Annotated in this window: 11 protein-coding genes; 9 read left to right on the forward strand and 2 right to left on the reverse strand. The window is 68.7% G+C overall.

Going from position 1 to position 15,150, the window contains the following annotated elements; genetic code table 11:
* The first annotated feature begins 39 nt into the window (after positions 1-39).
* The 8 genes from DFR72_RS39460 (at position 40) to DFR72_RS39495 (ending at position 10,459) form a co-directional block, all read left to right on the forward strand.
* Positions 40-1,146: an SHOCT domain-containing protein gene (locus tag DFR72_RS39460; RefSeq protein ID WP_143086973.1), complete on the forward strand. Its 1,107-nt coding sequence runs from the start codon at positions 40-42 to the stop codon at positions 1,144-1,146.
* On the forward strand, positions 1,139-4,819 hold the full coding sequence (locus tag DFR72_RS39465; protein WP_090072071.1) for an FkbM family methyltransferase: 3,681 nt from the start codon (positions 1,139-1,141) through the stop codon (positions 4,817-4,819). Before DFR72_RS39460 ends, DFR72_RS39465 begins: the two co-directional genes overlap by 8 nt.
* Before the next feature lie 108 nt (positions 4,820-4,927).
* The gene (locus DFR72_RS39470) at positions 4,928-5,581 is read left to right on the forward strand and encodes a hypothetical protein (RefSeq protein ID WP_090072070.1); all 654 of its coding nucleotides are present in this window, start codon (positions 4,928-4,930) and stop codon (positions 5,579-5,581) included.
* Positions 5,574-6,620: a hypothetical protein gene (locus DFR72_RS39475; protein WP_090072069.1), complete on the forward strand. Its 1,047-nt coding sequence runs from the start codon at positions 5,574-5,576 to the stop codon at positions 6,618-6,620. The genes DFR72_RS39470 and DFR72_RS39475 overlap by 8 nt, the downstream gene beginning before the upstream one ends.
* Positions 6,617-7,729 carry an acyltransferase family protein gene (locus DFR72_RS39480; protein WP_090072068.1) on the forward strand — a complete coding sequence of 371 codons (1,113 nt, stop codon included), beginning with the start codon at positions 6,617-6,619 and terminating at the stop codon, positions 7,727-7,729. Before DFR72_RS39475 ends, DFR72_RS39480 begins: the two co-directional genes overlap by 4 nt.
* Positions 7,730-7,750: 21 nt before the next feature.
* On the forward strand, positions 7,751-9,145 hold the full coding sequence (locus DFR72_RS39485) for an acyltransferase family protein (RefSeq protein ID WP_090072066.1): 1,395 nt from the start codon (positions 7,751-7,753) through the stop codon (positions 9,143-9,145).
* Positions 9,146-9,459: 314 nt separating this feature from the next.
* Positions 9,460-9,834 carry a hypothetical protein gene (locus tag DFR72_RS39490; protein ID WP_089907541.1) on the forward strand — a complete coding sequence of 125 codons (375 nt, stop codon included), beginning with the start codon at positions 9,460-9,462 and terminating at the stop codon, positions 9,832-9,834.
* 280 nt (positions 9,835-10,114) lie between these two features.
* On the forward strand, positions 10,115-10,459 hold the full coding sequence (locus DFR72_RS39495) for a hypothetical protein (protein ID WP_090072064.1): 345 nt from the start codon (positions 10,115-10,117) through the stop codon (positions 10,457-10,459).
* Between the two features lie 143 nt (positions 10,460-10,602).
* On the opposite strand, the gene DFR72_RS39500 is transcribed toward DFR72_RS39495, so the two are convergent.
* Positions 10,603-12,384, reverse strand: coding sequence for a gamma-glutamyltransferase family protein (locus tag DFR72_RS39500; RefSeq protein WP_090072062.1), 1,782 nt, complete (start codon positions 12,382-12,384; stop codon positions 10,603-10,605).
* A 335-nt stretch (positions 12,385-12,719) separates the two neighbouring features.
* Here DFR72_RS39500 and DFR72_RS39505 point away from each other — a divergent pair, with 335 nt between their 5' ends.
* On the forward strand, positions 12,720-13,478 hold the full coding sequence (locus DFR72_RS39505; RefSeq protein WP_090072060.1) for an SDR family NAD(P)-dependent oxidoreductase: 759 nt from the start codon (positions 12,720-12,722) through the stop codon (positions 13,476-13,478).
* Here the strand turns inward: DFR72_RS39505 and DFR72_RS39510 are convergent.
* Positions 13,475-15,145 (reverse strand): TM0106 family RecB-like putative nuclease, encoded by a 1,671-nt coding sequence (locus DFR72_RS39510; RefSeq protein WP_090072058.1) that lies wholly within the window; start codon positions 15,143-15,145, stop codon positions 13,475-13,477. The genes DFR72_RS39505 and DFR72_RS39510 overlap by 4 nt on opposite strands.
* Positions 15,146-15,150: the final 5 nt, after the last annotated feature.

A 15,150-nucleotide genomic window follows, 5' to 3' on the forward strand; every position in this document is an offset into this window, starting at 1 on the left:
TGTCCGAGTCTCATGTTCGCGCGGAAGGGGGTGCCAGGGGTGACCTGGCAAGACGAGCTGCAGAAGCTCGACCAAGAACTCGCCTCTGGTCGGATCTCGGCAGATGACTACCGGCGGCGCCGGGATGAGATCCTCTCCGGTTCGGCCGGCGGTGGACCCGCACAGAGTCCTCAGCAGCCTCCATTCGCTGCCCCGTTCAAGTGGGAGGCGAAGCCGCCGAGCGCGTCGAACCCGGACGCCACGCAGGTGGTTCCCAACCAGGTGCCGCCTCAGCAGCAGCAGAACCCCAACCCGGACGCCACCCAGGTGGTGAACACGCAGAACCGCTCGAGCGACGCGGAGCGGACGCAGTTCGTCACGCCCGTCGCGCCGCCCGGACCCGGTGGCTGGGGTCAGCAGCAACAGCAGCAGCAGTCAGCGCCGCCGCCGTGGGTCGGCGGCAACTTCGACTCGATCAACCAGCCCTCGTCCGGCTGGAGCCACGGCCCGGAGGTCTTCGACGACTCCGACGGTGGCGGCGGCAAGGGCAAGATCATCGGCATCGTGCTGGCCGTGGTCCTGCTCGCGGGCCTCGGATTCGGCGCCTACTGGCTGTGGGGCCGTGGCGGCAGCGACCCCAACGCGGGTGGGCAGACGACCGCCACGTCGTCGACCAGCACCACGCCGAGTGCTCCGCCGGACCCGTTGCCGGCTGGAAAGCTGCCTGGCAAGGTCGCGGAGAACAAGCAGGTCAAGGACTTCACGCCGGTTCCGACGCTGAAGTACCTGCTGGACAGCGAAATCCTGTCCTACAACGCCGCGGGTGCGAGCAAGACGAAGCTCGTCCAGTTCACGACCGAGGACGGTTCCAAGGGAATCCTGCTCATCGTCCAGGGCAAGGACGCGGCCGCCGCGAAGATCGCCGCCAAGGAACTGCACGACATCCAGATCAACAACGGGATGACGGAGGCCACCGGCATGCCGAACGGCGTGCTCGTCGGCAACCTGGACGCGAAGGCTCCGGAGAACTCCCGCGTGCGTGGTCACTACACCAGCAAGGACCTGATCATCCGTCTCGACATGTCGGCGAAGACGCTCGACGCCGCGCAGAAGAACTTCAAGGAATCCCTGGACGCGCAGCTGAAGGCACTGTCTGCTGATGGGTGACGAGCGTCGGGTCACCGCCTGCACGGTGGTGGCCGGGAACTACCTGCCCGCCGCCCGCGTGCTCGCTTCCTCGTACCTGCGGCACCACCCCGGCCACGACTTCGTGATCGAGGTGATCGACGCTCCCTGGCACGAGGTCCAGGAGCACGACTGGAAGATCGTCGGTCCCGGCGCGACCGGGATCGACGAGGACGACTACTTCCGGATGGCCACGGCCTACTCGGTCACCGAGCTGGCCACCGCCGTCAAGCCGTACCTGCTGCGGGAGCTGCGCAAGACCAGCGACGTCGTCATGTACATCGATCCGGACATCGAGGTCTTCGCCCCGATGCCGGAGCTCGCGGGCCTGGCGATCGCGCACAGCATCGTGCTCACGCCGCACTTCCTGCAGCCGCTGCCCCGTGACGGCAAGGAGCCCAGCGAGGCGGCGATCATGGGGTCCGGCATCTTCAACCTGGGCTTCGTCGCGACCGGTCCGGGTTCGGAGGCGTTCCTCGACTTCTGGGCCGAACGCCTGCGCCACGACGCCATCGTCGCGCCGCACAGGCAGCTCTTCACCGACCAGCGCTGGGTCGACCAGGTGCCGGCGTTGTTCCCGAACACCGTTCTGCGCGACCCCGGCTTCAACGTCGCGTACTGGAACGTCCACGAGCGCCCGGTGCGCGAGGGGGCCGACGGGTTCACCGCGGGCGGGGAACCGTTGCGGTTCTTCCACTACAGCGGATACCGGCCTGAACGTCCGTGGATCCTGACGAGCCACGCGCCGTTCCGCCCGCGGGTGCTGCTGTCCGAGCACCCCGTGGTCCGGCAGCTCTGCGACTCCTACGGCGCGAAGCTCAAAGCGAACGGCTACGCGCAGACGCTGGAGTCGATCCCGTACGGCTTCGGGAAGGCGGCGGACGGCACCAAGATCACCCCGGCGATGCGGACGCTGTTCCGCGACGCGTGGGTGAAGTCGGAGCGCAAGAAGCAGGATCCGCCGCCACACGCGTTCGACGCCGTTCACCACGCCTCGTTGAAGGAATGGCTGACGGAACTGCCGGACAACGCGCCGAAGGACAGCGGGCTCAACCGGCTCGCGCTCGCGGTGTGGGAATCCCGTGCGGACCTCCAGATCGCCTTCCCCGCCCCGCACGGCGCGGACGCGCAGGGTTTCCGTTCGTGGTGTCGCACCAGCGGCATCAGCGAGGAGGCGCTGCCCACGTGGGCGTTGCCGGGTGAGCCGCGTGAGCTGACCGAGCCCGAGGACGCGTTCGGCGTCAACGTCGTCGGCTACCTGACCGCCGAGCTCGGTGTCGGCGAGATGGCCAGGATCGTGCACGACGCGATCGACACGAGCGGTGTGCCCGTCGTGTCCGTGGTCGAGGACGAGCTGGTCACGAACCGCAAGGGCCTCGACGAGCCGGACACGGTCGGCGAGCCGCGCTTCCCGGTCAGCCTGCTGTGCGTGAACGCCGACCAGACGCGGGCGGTGCTGCGGCATCGTCCCCAGGTCGGCCACCACCGCTATCGGATCGGGCTGTGGGCGTGGGAGCTCGAAGACTTCCCCGAGCACATGCACGCGGCGTTCCACGAGTTGGACGAGGTCTGGACGGTCAGCGACTTCTGCCGTGACGCGCTGGCCAAGCACGCGACGGTGCCGGTCAGGACGATCCCGGTGCCGGTGCGCGATCCCGGCGAACCGGATCGGCGTCCCGTCACCGGGCAGGCCCGGTTCCTGTTCGCGTTCGACTTCGCCAGCATCGGCGAGCGCAAGAACCCGTGGGGCGTCGTCGAGGCGTTCCAGCGGGCGTTCGAAGGGCGCGATGACGTTCGTCTCGTGCTGAAGGCGATCAACGGCACGAAGCACCCGCACACCGCGGAGAGGCTGCGCGTCCTGATCGCCGGGGACGAGCGCATCGAACTGGTCGAGCGGTACCTGAGCGTCGCAGAGCTCGACGAGCTGTACGCGACGAGCACCGCTTACGTCTCGTTGCACCGCAGCGAGGGCTTCGGCCTGACCGTCGCCGAGGCGATGGCCCGTGCGTTGCCGGTGATCTCGACGGACTACTCCAGCACCACGGAGTTCCTGGACGAGCGGACCGGCTGGCCGGTGCCCTACGAGCTCGTCGCGGTCGGCAAGGGCAACTACCCGTACCCGGAGGACTCGCACTGGGCGGACCCCGACCTCGACGCGGCGGCTGCCGCGATGCGCGAGGTCGCGGACAACCCGGACGAGGCCGCACGGCGCGGACGGGCCGCACGGGTCCACGTGCTGCGCAGCAGGTCCATGCAGGCGGCGGCCACGTGGGTGCGTGAGCAGCTCGAAGCCGCGTATGAGAGCTGGAAGCGCTCGCAGGCCTCGCCTGCGGGGCAGCGGACCGACGACCCGTTGCAGCCGTTGCGCGACTCCCGGCAGGCGTTGCTGTGGCGGGCAGAGGCGGGAACGGCGTCCCGGATCCCGCTCGCGCCGGTGCTGCGGCGCGCGGTGCTGCGCTCGATCGACCACTACGACGTGCACCAGCGCAGGGTGCTCGGCACCGTTGTCGACGGCGTGGAGAACACGCTCAGCGCCATGATGACCCGGCTGGAAGCGGTCGAACGGCACAACGAGCGGCTCACGGTCATCGAGCACGAGGTGTCCGAGATCGCCGATCAGAACCGTGAGGTCAGGCAGGACGTCACCAGGATCGACAGGTCCGTGGCCGATCTGTCCAGCAGCCGGGCGGAGTCTCTCGCCGCGGCCGTGGACGAGCGGCTCGACAAGGTCTGGGAACGGCTCGAGGCGAGCGACCGCAAGACGTTCGAGATGTTCGCCGAGCGCGACCACCGGCTCGATGACGACGAGGCCCGATTCGCGCACCTGGCCGAGGACATCGAGGCGGTCTACCAGGTGCAACGGCTGCGGCACGCGCCGGTGCCGACGGACGCCGACGTGGTCGTGTGCGACGCGGGCACGTTGATCATGCCCAAGGACGGCGTCGTGCTGCCGTGGCTCGCGCACCACCGCTCGTGGGAGGTCGGCGAGGCAGATCTCATGGCCGAACTGGTGGGCGACGGCACGTTCCTCGACATCGGTGCGCACGTCGGCTACCACACGCTGCGCTTGTTGCAGCGCACGTCGGGCATGGCCGGTGCGGTCGCCGTGGAGGCGAGCCCGGTCAACGCCGAGTACCTGCGCCGCAACATCGCCGTGAACATCGGCGACCGGGCTCCGGTCACCGTTCTGGCGATGGCGGCCTGGGACTCGGACACCGAGATCCGCCTGGTGCAGGAGGAGCAGGACAACAGCGGCGACTACCGGGCGCACGACGCCTCCGACGAGGCGGTGGGCGGCGTGGTGATCCCCGCGGTCCGGCTCGACGGCCGCGACGAGGTGACAGCAGCCCGGATCTCGCTGGTGAAGATCGACCTCCAGGGTCGTGACCACCGGGCCCTCAACGGACTCACCGCGGTGCTGGAGAGGGACCGGCCGCACGTCGTGTGCGAGTTCGACCCCCGGACGATCGAGGAGCTGGGTGACGATCCGGCGCAGGTGCTCGCGGGTTACCGCAAGCTCGGCTACGAGCCGTCACCGGTGCGTGAGAACGGCACCACCGGAAGTGAGTACTCGGACGCGGAACTGATCGACGAGGCCCACAGATCGGCCTCCGGATTCACGACGTTGTGGCTGCGACCCAGCTCACCTGCGTAAAGCTGGGAAATTTGGCCTGACCTCCTGCGACAATCGACGGGCGGCGACTGCGGTCGCCGTCCGTTCGTCGTTTTCTGGTTCGTTCATCTGGGGGAAAGGGTTGGCCGCGTGGAGGACGGTCGTCGCAACGTCCGGCCCGCCGGGCTGCTGAGTGCGGTCGCGGTGGTGGTCGCGCTGGCGGGCGTCATGTTCGGAGGGTGGCTGATCTGGGGAGGACAGCCGCTGCCGATGAACGCGCGCAATCTGGAACCGACCGGTGAGGAAGGCCGTGCGGCCGCCGATCCGCTCGCCGTCGCCGACTTCGAGTCCGGGCTGGAGAGCTACGCCTACGTGCGCAGCTGGCCCGAGGTGAAAAACATGCAGTTCCTGGGCCCGGCCGAGATCGAGGCCTACGAGTCGGGCGATGCCGGTGCGGCGCGTGTGGCCGTCGCCTCACGCCGGCCCGAGGGCAAGGTGATCGTCGCCGTCGTGCAGCTGCGTGACAGGGACGCGGCGCTGGCCGCGGCCGACGCCCTCGACGCATACCAGTTCGAAGCCGGGTTCGAGAGGCGCTATCCCGAGCCGACGTCGGTGCAGCGCCAGACCGAGGTCTTCCCGCTCCAGGGCACCCAAGAGCAGCGCAAGGCCGTTGCGCGCGTGCATTACGTGCACCGCGACCTGGTCGTGCGACTGGAGTTGCACGCCAACAGCGCGGACGACGTGCGGCAGCGGTTCACCGCCCTGCTGGCCAGGCAACTGGAAGTGCTGCCGGCCGATGGTTGACCAGGTGGTGCGGACCAAGCGCGTGCCCGGCCTGACCGTGCTCGCGGCGGCGGGGGTAGTCCTCGTCGGCTACAGCTACCTGTTCGGGCTCTGGACCAGCCGCTTCGGCCAGTCGCCCGGCCTGCTGGTCACGATCCGCAGCTGGGTGAACCAGCCGACCGGGATCGGTGAGGACTTCGGGTTCCTCGGCGTCGCGCTGCTGCTGCTCGTGGCCGGTTACCTCATCTCGGAGACGGCGTGCCGGCTGCCGGCGCGTCAGTTCGTGCGGCTGCTGAGTCGCACGGCTGTCCCGGTGGCGGTGGGCGCGGTGCTGGTCAGCATGCTGCTCGTGCTCCTCGGAGCCACTCCGCTGACCGATCCGGCCGACGCCGAGCTGTCGTTCGCGGCGGTGCTCACGAACCTGCTGCTGGTACCCCGGCTGTTCGGCCAGCCGTCGCTGTTCGCGCTGGACGCCCCGGTCACGGCGACCCTGCTGTTCGTGCTGCTGGTGCTCGCGGTCCGGCCCTTGCTGCAGCACACGCTGATCGCGGTGATCGTGCAGCTGGAGGTCGTCGGTGCGCTGGTCCTCCTGGGCGGCTGGGCGAACGAAGCCGACGCGTCGCCGTTCCTGCACGCACTCGGGCTCGTCGCCGGCTACCTGCCGTTGCTGCTGATCGGTCAACTGGCCTGGCTGTACCGGACGGGCAGGCTCAACGCCCGGTTCGGCACCGGGTTCGGGATCGCGGCCGTCGTGCTGCTCGTCGTGCACGACCGGCTGTTCCCCGAACTGAGCGACTGGTGGCATCCGCTGAGCGCGTTCTACGCGGTGTTGCTGATGCTCATCGCGCTGCCGCGCGGCGCCTCGATCGCCGGCCGCGCACCGGTGCGCTGGCTGGCGGTCCGCGCGCTGCCGTTGTTCTTCTCGATCCTCGTGGTCGGCTATGCGACGCTCGGGCTGCAGAGCGGTTGGATGCCGCTGGTGCTGGCGATTCCGGTCGCCCTCGCGGCGTCCGGTCTGTGCGCTGAGGGCGTGCATCGTGCCCTGGAGCGGCTGTCATGACCGATACGTTGACCAAGCCGGACGTCCAGGCCACGCCCCAGGTGGGCGGCAAGGGCTACATGCACGGGCTCGACCTGTTGCGGGTGATCGCGTCGGTCGGCGTGGTGCTGACCCACCTCACCGCCTGGTTCACCCTGCGCGACCAGGACTTCTGGCTGGCGCACTGGGTCGAGCGGGACGTCGTCGGCACACTGCACCTGAATCCGCGGCTGTCCTTCATGGGCGTGGCCCTGTTCCTGGTGGTCAGCGGCGTCGTCGTGACGCACGTGGCCGACCGGGAGCGCCCGTTGCAGTTCCTGCGCCGCCGCGTCATCCGGATCATGCCGCTGCTGTGGGTGGTGACTCCGCTGGTCTGGCTGCTGATCAACCTGGGCTTCCAGGTCTCGTCGGCCAAGGAGAACGACCTGACCTTCGGCGACATGGTGAGCGGCATGTTCCTGGTGAACTACTTCCAGGAGCCGTTCGTCGCGCTGGTCGCGGTGACGTGGACGCTCACAATCCAGGTGGTCTTCTACGCCTACGTGGCGGTGACCATCCCCCTGCTGCGCCGCAGGCCGTGGATCCCGCCGCTGGCCGCCGTGCCGCTGTGCTTCATCACGTTGTTGATCACCGACGGCTTCTCCACCAACACCTCACACCAGATCGGGCAGTTCGGCGCGTACCTCCCGGTGCTGTGCATCGGCCAGCTGATCTCGCTGGTGCACTCCGGGAAGGTCAACCCGATCGCCGGCACCGCCATCGGCGCGACGCACTTCGTGCTGTTCACGTGGGCGGACAAGGTGGGTGGCTACACCTCGCAGGGCGACTCGGTGCCCCGCACGCTGTTCGTCGCCGTGCTGCTGACGATCGTGCTGGTGTCCGCGTCCGGGCCGGTGACCCGTTCGGCGTTCATCCGGGGGTGGTCCAAGCGCACTTACGCCATCTACCTGGTTCACCTGAGCTGCATGTACCCGCTGTTCGACACGCTGATGGACGTTCTCGACCCGAACCTCGTGGCTCTGATGGGGCTCGCGCTGACCGCGCTCGTGACCGAGGTTCTGCACCGGTTCGTGGAGATGCCCGCGAACAACGCCGTACGCCGGTGGGAGAAGCGGAAGACCAACTCTTGAGCTGAACCGTATCCACCTGGTATGTCACTCGTTACCCGGAGTGTGCAACGCACCGCCGCCGACCAGGCTCAGAAGACCAGAGTCGCGTTCGTCGACATCGGCCGCGCAGTGGCGGCGCTCCTCGTCGTCTACAGCCACCTGTCCGAGCAGTGGGTGGCCAAGGTCGAGGGCGACGACTCACCGGTCTTCACCTTCGTCGACGCGTTGACGAGTGACCCGATGCACATGGGCCTGCAGGGCATCGGGCAGATCGCCGTGCCGTTCTTCTTCCTGGTCAGCGGCTTCGTCGTGACACCGATAGCGATGAAGCAGGGGCAAGGGCGTTTCGCCGCGAACCGCGCGGTCCGCGTGTACATCCCGATGATCTTCGTCGTGTTGCTGACCGCGCTGGTGATGACGCTGGGCGCCGACGCGCACGCCGTCGTCGTCGGCAGGAACCACGACATCACCCTGTGGACGATCGTCACCAACTCCCTGGTGATCAACTACCTGATCGTTCCCCAGGTCGTCCTCGTCGGCGTGGCCTGGACCCTCGTCGTAGAGGTCATCTTCTACATCCTCCTGGTGCTCCTGCTGCCGGTTCTGCGTCGCCAGGTCTGGCTGGCGATCGCGATCATGCTGGTGTTCGTGTTCGTCGTGCTGATGTCCCGGCGCGAGCTGGGACCGTCGTGGGCACTGTTCGCGGTGAACGTCTCCTACCTGCCGATACCGATCCTCGGGCAGATCATCTGGGCCACCACCACGAAACGCATCCCGCTGTGGGCGGGCGGCGTCTTCTTCAGCCTCGCGTGGTCGTTGTACGTGCTCGGCGAACATCTGAAACTCGGTCGCCTGGACTCCTCGTACAACCTCGCGCTGATGGTGGCCGTCCTGTGCTTCTTCGTCGGCCTGTTCGCCGAGCCCAGGCTGCGCGAGCGGAAGATCTGGACGGCGCTGTCCGAGCGCAGCTACTCGATCTACCTCCTGCACGGTCTGGTCGCCTTCGGCCTGCTGAGCCTCATGCGCCCGGCCCTGCCCCTGTGGCTCGCGATGCCACTGGCGGTCGCCGGGCTGTTCCTCGTCGTGGAGGTGAGCTACCGCCTGGTCGAGAAGCCGAGCCACGTCCTCGCACGCAAGCTGTCCCGCCGCTCCCGCCCTGCTGAAACCCCGTCGTCTCCCCAGGTCGTCACCGCTGAGGTCACAGTGGAGATTCCACGGTTGCGCGAGCGAGCCGAGCCTTCGCCTTCGCTCGAGGAGGAGACGGCGCTGCTTCCGCGCGTGCCCGCGTACCCGTCGGAGGACCCGGACGACAGCCGGCGCAGACGCCGGCTGGAGGACAGCGCGACCCAGGCCATTTCAGTGGCGTCGCTGCTCGCGAAGCAGGAGCAGAACGGCCAGCGAAGAGACCGGCTGCCGACGAATCGGCCGGTGCAGTGAGTCGGTCCCGCTTGCAACCCCTGGCGAGTGCTACACGTCTACATGTGTAAGTCACCACCCGGAGGCGACACATGTTGATCACCGTGACATTAGTCACATTGGGCGGTTTGGCGTTCTTGGTGCGAACCGTAGCGGTCCTCCTGGCCGTTTCCTCTACCAAGAAGGCCAACGATTACCCTGCGCCACAAACGTCTGCCAATTGAGATACTCGTTCGGAGTACGTCTTACGGCGGAACGTTGACTTACCGTACGATCCTTTCGGGTCGTATGACTGATCAGTCACCCGAAGGGGACCTCACAGGGGTAGGTGCGCCATGGACCACGCACTGAACAAGGTCATCGAGCTGCGCGAGAGTGGCTTTCAGTTCCTCCACCTGAGGGACGACGCCGGGCAGCTCGACCGCATCATGGCGTTCAAGCAGCGCAGAGGCTTCATCGACTCGATCCTGTTCTGGTCGGAGACAGAGGCGCGCGCGGGACGACTCCCCGCGGTCCGCGACTCGGCTCGCCCGGCACAGGCCGTGTGGATCTACGAGGGCCCGTTGATCGAGGCTGTGGACAGGCTGCTCGACCTGCCTGAACCCGGCGCGCGCAACGCCCCCACGCTGATGAAGGCGACGGCCTCGGACTTGGCCGTCGTGACGACGCTGCCGTTCAAGCTGAAGCTGCCGCCGGGGGCCATCGCCTAGCCGGTCCGTCAGCTCTTTTTCGAGGTCGCCGCGCTTTACGGCGCTGATGAACGCTGCCCGACGGGGCGCGGCGATGACGAACCCCGTCCTGCCGGTCGACGGACCTGCTGTGTCCAATACGACCAGAATCATGACGTTCGGTAGCAACTCGATGTGTGCGGCGGCCCGGATCGGGTTGGCACGGCAATTGTGCGTTGACGCCCCCTAAAGGATGAAGAACTTCCCTCGCCTGAGTTACACAGCTTGATGTAGAGGGTCCGGACACGACACGTTCGCGCCTATGAACCTCAGGAAGACCGTCGCGGGGGCCGCTGTTGCCCTCGGCAGCGCTACCGTCATGCTCGGCCTGGGTGGTATCGCCAACGCGGACACCGGGTCCGCCGCCGTTCACACCACGCCCGACCTCGGTGGTCAGCTGGGCGACATCGCCACCGTCGGCGACCTCGCGTCCGTGGACACCGCCGACGCGGCCGGCAAGATCCAGGCCATCAACGCGCAGGAACTCAACGCCGCCGCGCTGGTCGAGAACGTCGACGCCGGTGCCACCGGTCTGCCGGCCTCCACGCTGCTCGGTCTGAGCGAGCCGACCGGCGTGCCGACGGGTGCCGCGGCCCTCGACATCTGATCTGACCAGACCTTCCTGGCCGGGGCGGCGCCCGATTCCCTCCCCCTCGAATCGGGCGCCGTTCCTCTTTCCCGCAGCGGAACGCCTTGGGCATCAGGAAGATCGATGGTCCACGACGGCACCGAGGTCATCGGTGGCTGGCGCTACCGGCCTGCCGCGTAGCCCTGCGCGCCGCGGGGATTCGCGCCGGCGCGCAGGAGTCCGTCCGCGGCATCCCTTGCCACGGCGGACATGCGGCCCAGCGTCCACTCGCCGGCGTCCACCACCTGGTGGCCGCGTTGCCGCAGTTCGTCCAGGACGTCGGCGCCTACGCGGGACTCGATGACGAGTTCGCCCGGTGTCCAGGCTCGCGGGTAGAACGAGCTCGGGAACGCGTTCGAGTGCCACATCGGCGAGTCGATCGCCTCCTGCAGGTTCAGGCCCGCCTGGTGCGCCAGCCAGAAGCCGAGCTGCCACTGGTCCTGCTGGTCGCCGCCGGGAGTGCCGAACGCCAGTGCCGGACGGCCGTCGCGCAGCGCCATCGACGGCGACAGGGTGATCCGCGGGCGCTTGCCGGGGGCCAGCGAGTTCGGCAGACCCTTGTCCAGCCAGAACATCTGGGCGCGGCTGCCCAGGCAGAAGCCGAGCGACGGGATCGTCGGCGACGACTGCAGCCAGCCGCCGGACGGGGTCGCGGAGACCATGTTGCCCCAGCGGTCCACGACGTCCACGTGCACGGTGTCGCCGCGCGTCACGCCGGAGCGTTCCACGGTCGGTTCGCCGATCGCGCCGGTCGGGTCGGAGACCAGCGCCGACGGACCGCTGATGATGTGCTTCGGCAGCAACGGTTCGCGGCCGTCGGGTGAGCCGGGGCGAAGGTCGTAGGACGCGGTGTCGCCGATCAGCGCACGGCGTTCCGAGGCGTACGAACGCGACAGCAGGGTCTCCAGCGGCACGTCCGGAACGTCGCCATACCAGGCCTCGCGGTCGGCGAACGCCAGCTTCGCCGCCTCGACGGCGAGGTGCACGGTCTCCGCGGTGGGCTTGCCGTCCACATAGGACAGGTCTTGGCCCTCCAGCAACCGGAGCTGCTGCGCCAGCACGGGTCCCTGCGTCCACGCGCCGGCCTTCACCAGCGACCACTCGCCGAAGTCCGCGACGAGCGCGTCCTCGTAGGACGCCTCCCACGACGCCATGTCGGCACCGGTCAGCAGACCCGCGTGGTCACGTCCTGAGTCGTCGCGGAACTCCGAACGGCAGAACTCGTCGATCTGCGCGGCGACGAACCCCTGCGACCACGCCCGGCGCGCGGCCTCGATCTGCGCCTCACGATCGGCACCCGCGGCCTCGGCGGCGGCCAGCAGCCACTCCCAGGTGTCGGCGAGCTTGGGGTTGCGGAACCGGCCGCCGGGAGCCGGCAGGACGCCGTCGGGCATCCACTGCGCGGCGGACGTCGGCCAGTGGTCGCGGAAGAGGTCCGAGACCATGCCGATCGTGTAGGCGGCACGTTCGACGAGCGGGAAGCCGTCGCGGGCGTAGCCGATCGCGCGGTCCAGCACCTCACGCAGAGTCTTGGTGCCGTGGTCGCGCAGAAGCGTGAGCCATCCGTCCCACGCGCCCGGCACCGTCGCGGCCAGCAGTCCACTGCCGGGGATCAGCGACAGACCCAGATCGGTGTAGTGCTCGATCGACGCTCCGGCGGGCGCCACGCCCTGCCCGCAGAGCACCTGCGGAGCCGCACCGGCGGCGGAGAAGATGATCGGCACCTCCCCGCCGGGGCCGTTGAGGTGCGGTTCCACGACCTGCAGGACGAATCCCGCGGTCACGGCGGCGTCGAAGGCGTTGCCGCCGTCCTCCAGCACCGCCATGGCCGACGCGGAGGCCAGCCAGTGGGTCGAAGCGACCATGCCGAAGGTGCCGACGAGTTCGGGGCGCGTGGTGAACACATCACAAAGGTACGCGAGGCTAACTATATTGAGTGACTCCAAGTGACCTACACCCCAGGACCGAACGGAGTAGACCCTGATGCCGGTACGACTTTGGTCGTAGCGGACCGTGACAGATCTCCTACCAGAGGTCTACCGACGCGGACGATGTTTCGAACACCGTCGAACGGCACAGTTCTACACATGGGAATTCTGGGAATCGCGACGATCTTCATCGGCCTCGCGCTCGTGGCCGCGGTGCCGTTGGTGGCCCTGCTCCACTGGACCGACCGTTGAGTTCCAGGTAACGAGCGTTAACCTCCTCGCGAGCAGTTCGCTTCGAGGAGGATGAAGGCATGGAGATCTCGGGTACCGCGGCCATCGTCACCGGTGGCGCGTCCGGCCTCGGCGGCGCGACGGCACGTGCGCTGGCGGCGCGTGGAGCGCAGGTGTTCGCGCTCGACCTGCCCAGCGCCATCGCGAACGCCGACGTGATCGAGAACGTCACCTACCTGGCCGCCGACGTGACCTCGGGCGAAGAGGTCCAGGCCGCCGTCGACACCGCAGCCGGCTCCGGCGCCCCGCTGCGCATCACGGTGAACTGCGCGGGCATCGGCCCGTCGTCCCGCACCGTCGGCAAGTCGGGCCCGCACGACCTCGACCTCTACCGCAAGATCATCGAGGTCAACCTGATCGGCACGTTCAACGTCCTGCGCCTGGCCGCCGCGGCCATGGGCAAGACCGAGGAGCTCGAGCACGGCGCGCGCGGCGTCATCATCAACACCGCGTCGATCGCCGCGTTCGACGGCCAGATCGGCCAGGTCGCCTACGCCTCGTCCAAGGGCGGCGTCGTCGGCATGACCCTCCCGGCCGCCCGCGACCTGAGCAACGTCGGCATCCGCGTGCTGACCATCGCGCCTGGCATCGTCGACACCCCGATGCTCGCCACGGTCTCGGACGAGTTCCGCGCGGGCCTCGCCGCCGGCATCCCGTTCCCGAAGCGCCTGGCCCAGCCGTCGGAGTACGCGCAGCTCGCGCTCTCGATCATCGAGCACGACTACCTGAACGCAGAGGTCATCCGCATGGACGGCGCCCTGCGCATGGCGCCTCGCTAGAGGTCTCCTGCGAACGGCAGACGGGTCATCGCGTCCGAGGTCATCCACTCGCGCAGGCGGTGGGTGGCCCGGACGTCGTCCTCGTTGTACCAGAGCAACCGCTGCCGCTGGTCGACGTCGAGCTCGTCGCCGTTCATCCCGACCGCGGACCGGTACCAGCGCATGGAGTTCTCGCCACCGGCCTCGGGATCACGCCACGAGAACCCGGCGGCGGGCGCGATGACCTTCAGGCCCTTGCCGTGCGCGCACAGGAACTGCTCGCGGACGATCCCGAACAGGTCCACCCACGAGTCCGAGTTGATGAACTCCTTGATCTGCGCGACCTTCGGGATCCCCGGCTTGCCCGCGAACCGTTCCGCCGACGCCAGCAGCCAGCGGTTCTCCGCCAGCTCGTTGTAGCAGTAGGCGCGGAACGACAGCCCGCGTGCCTTGGCCCGCAACCGGATGCCGGTCAGCCAGGTCCAGAACTCGGCGAACGACCGCGCCTCGTCGTCGCACGGCAGCGCGTCCCACGTCACGAACGCGTGGTAGCCCTGCTCCTCGTCGATGTCCTTTCCGGACAGCAGGCAGCCCCACATGTACGCGCCGAGATCGCCGAAGCTCTCCATGTCGACGTCGACCTCGACGTCCGCGCGCGGCACGTTCATCTCGGGCACGCGGCGCACCAGCGTCAGGTCGCGCAGCCACGCCCGCGCCAGCACCACGGCGTCGCCGAACGGCATGCCGACGAGCTGGACCGGGCCTTCGGCCAGCGGGTCGAGCTCAGCCAGCTTGTCCACAGTGGACAGGCCGATCTTGCGCAACGCCACCGCGTCCTCACCGCGCACGACGAGGCTGACGTCCCTGCCCTGCTTCAGGTCCCGGTCGCAGGTCGGCCACCACGGGCACGTCTTGCAGTCGACGATGCGCGAGGGGCGGGCCAGCGGGTCCTTCTCGTTCGCGGCCGCCAGCGCCACGGACAGCCGGTCGCTGAACCGGGCGTCGTACTCGGCCAGCGCGTTGCGGCCGCCGGGCCACGTCGGGGCCTCGAGGTCGTGCCACAGCACGACGTCCGCGTCCATGCCGATCACGCCGCCGGTGGCGCGCCCGTTGCGCGCGTAGCCGGCGGCCTGCAACTGCCGTTGCGCGTGGGCCAGTCGCAGCTGGTCGCGGGGCTGGGGGCGAACCTTGCGGTGCGGGTCCGTGCGGCTGCCGTCGGGCAACGGCATCGTCAGCGGGCTCGTGCGGGCGCCCTGGCCCGGATCGGTGATCTTGTGCCGGACCACCAGCACCGGCACGTAACCGGTGGAGTCCTTGACCAGCAGGTCGATTCCGCCTCGACGGCCGCCGCGTGGATCACGGGGCAGCGCGGCGCCCCAGATGTACTGCGCGCCCATCTCCATGGCGGCGAGCGTCACGCGTTCGCGGTCCGCGCTGCGCACGTCCGGTCCGCTCGGCACCTCGAAGAGGTTCGAGCCGACGATCCGGCCGAGCGCGTCCGCCACCGCGCGACGATGGCTCGCCGCGTCCGCTTTCCGTTGTTCCGAAGCCGGATCCGGCGCCGCCTTGGGGGCGTCGCGCATTTCCGGATCGTTTTCGAGGTGCACCCGCCGCCGACAACGAGTGACCACGCCGGCGTCTAGCTGCACCTGGGAAGTCACAGGATGCAGAGTATGTCGCGCGTCCATCTGAT

This window comes from Lentzea flaviverrucosa (genome assembly GCF_003350445.1).
Taxonomy (GTDB): Bacteria; Actinomycetota; Actinomycetes; order Mycobacteriales; family Pseudonocardiaceae; genus Lentzea; species Lentzea californiensis.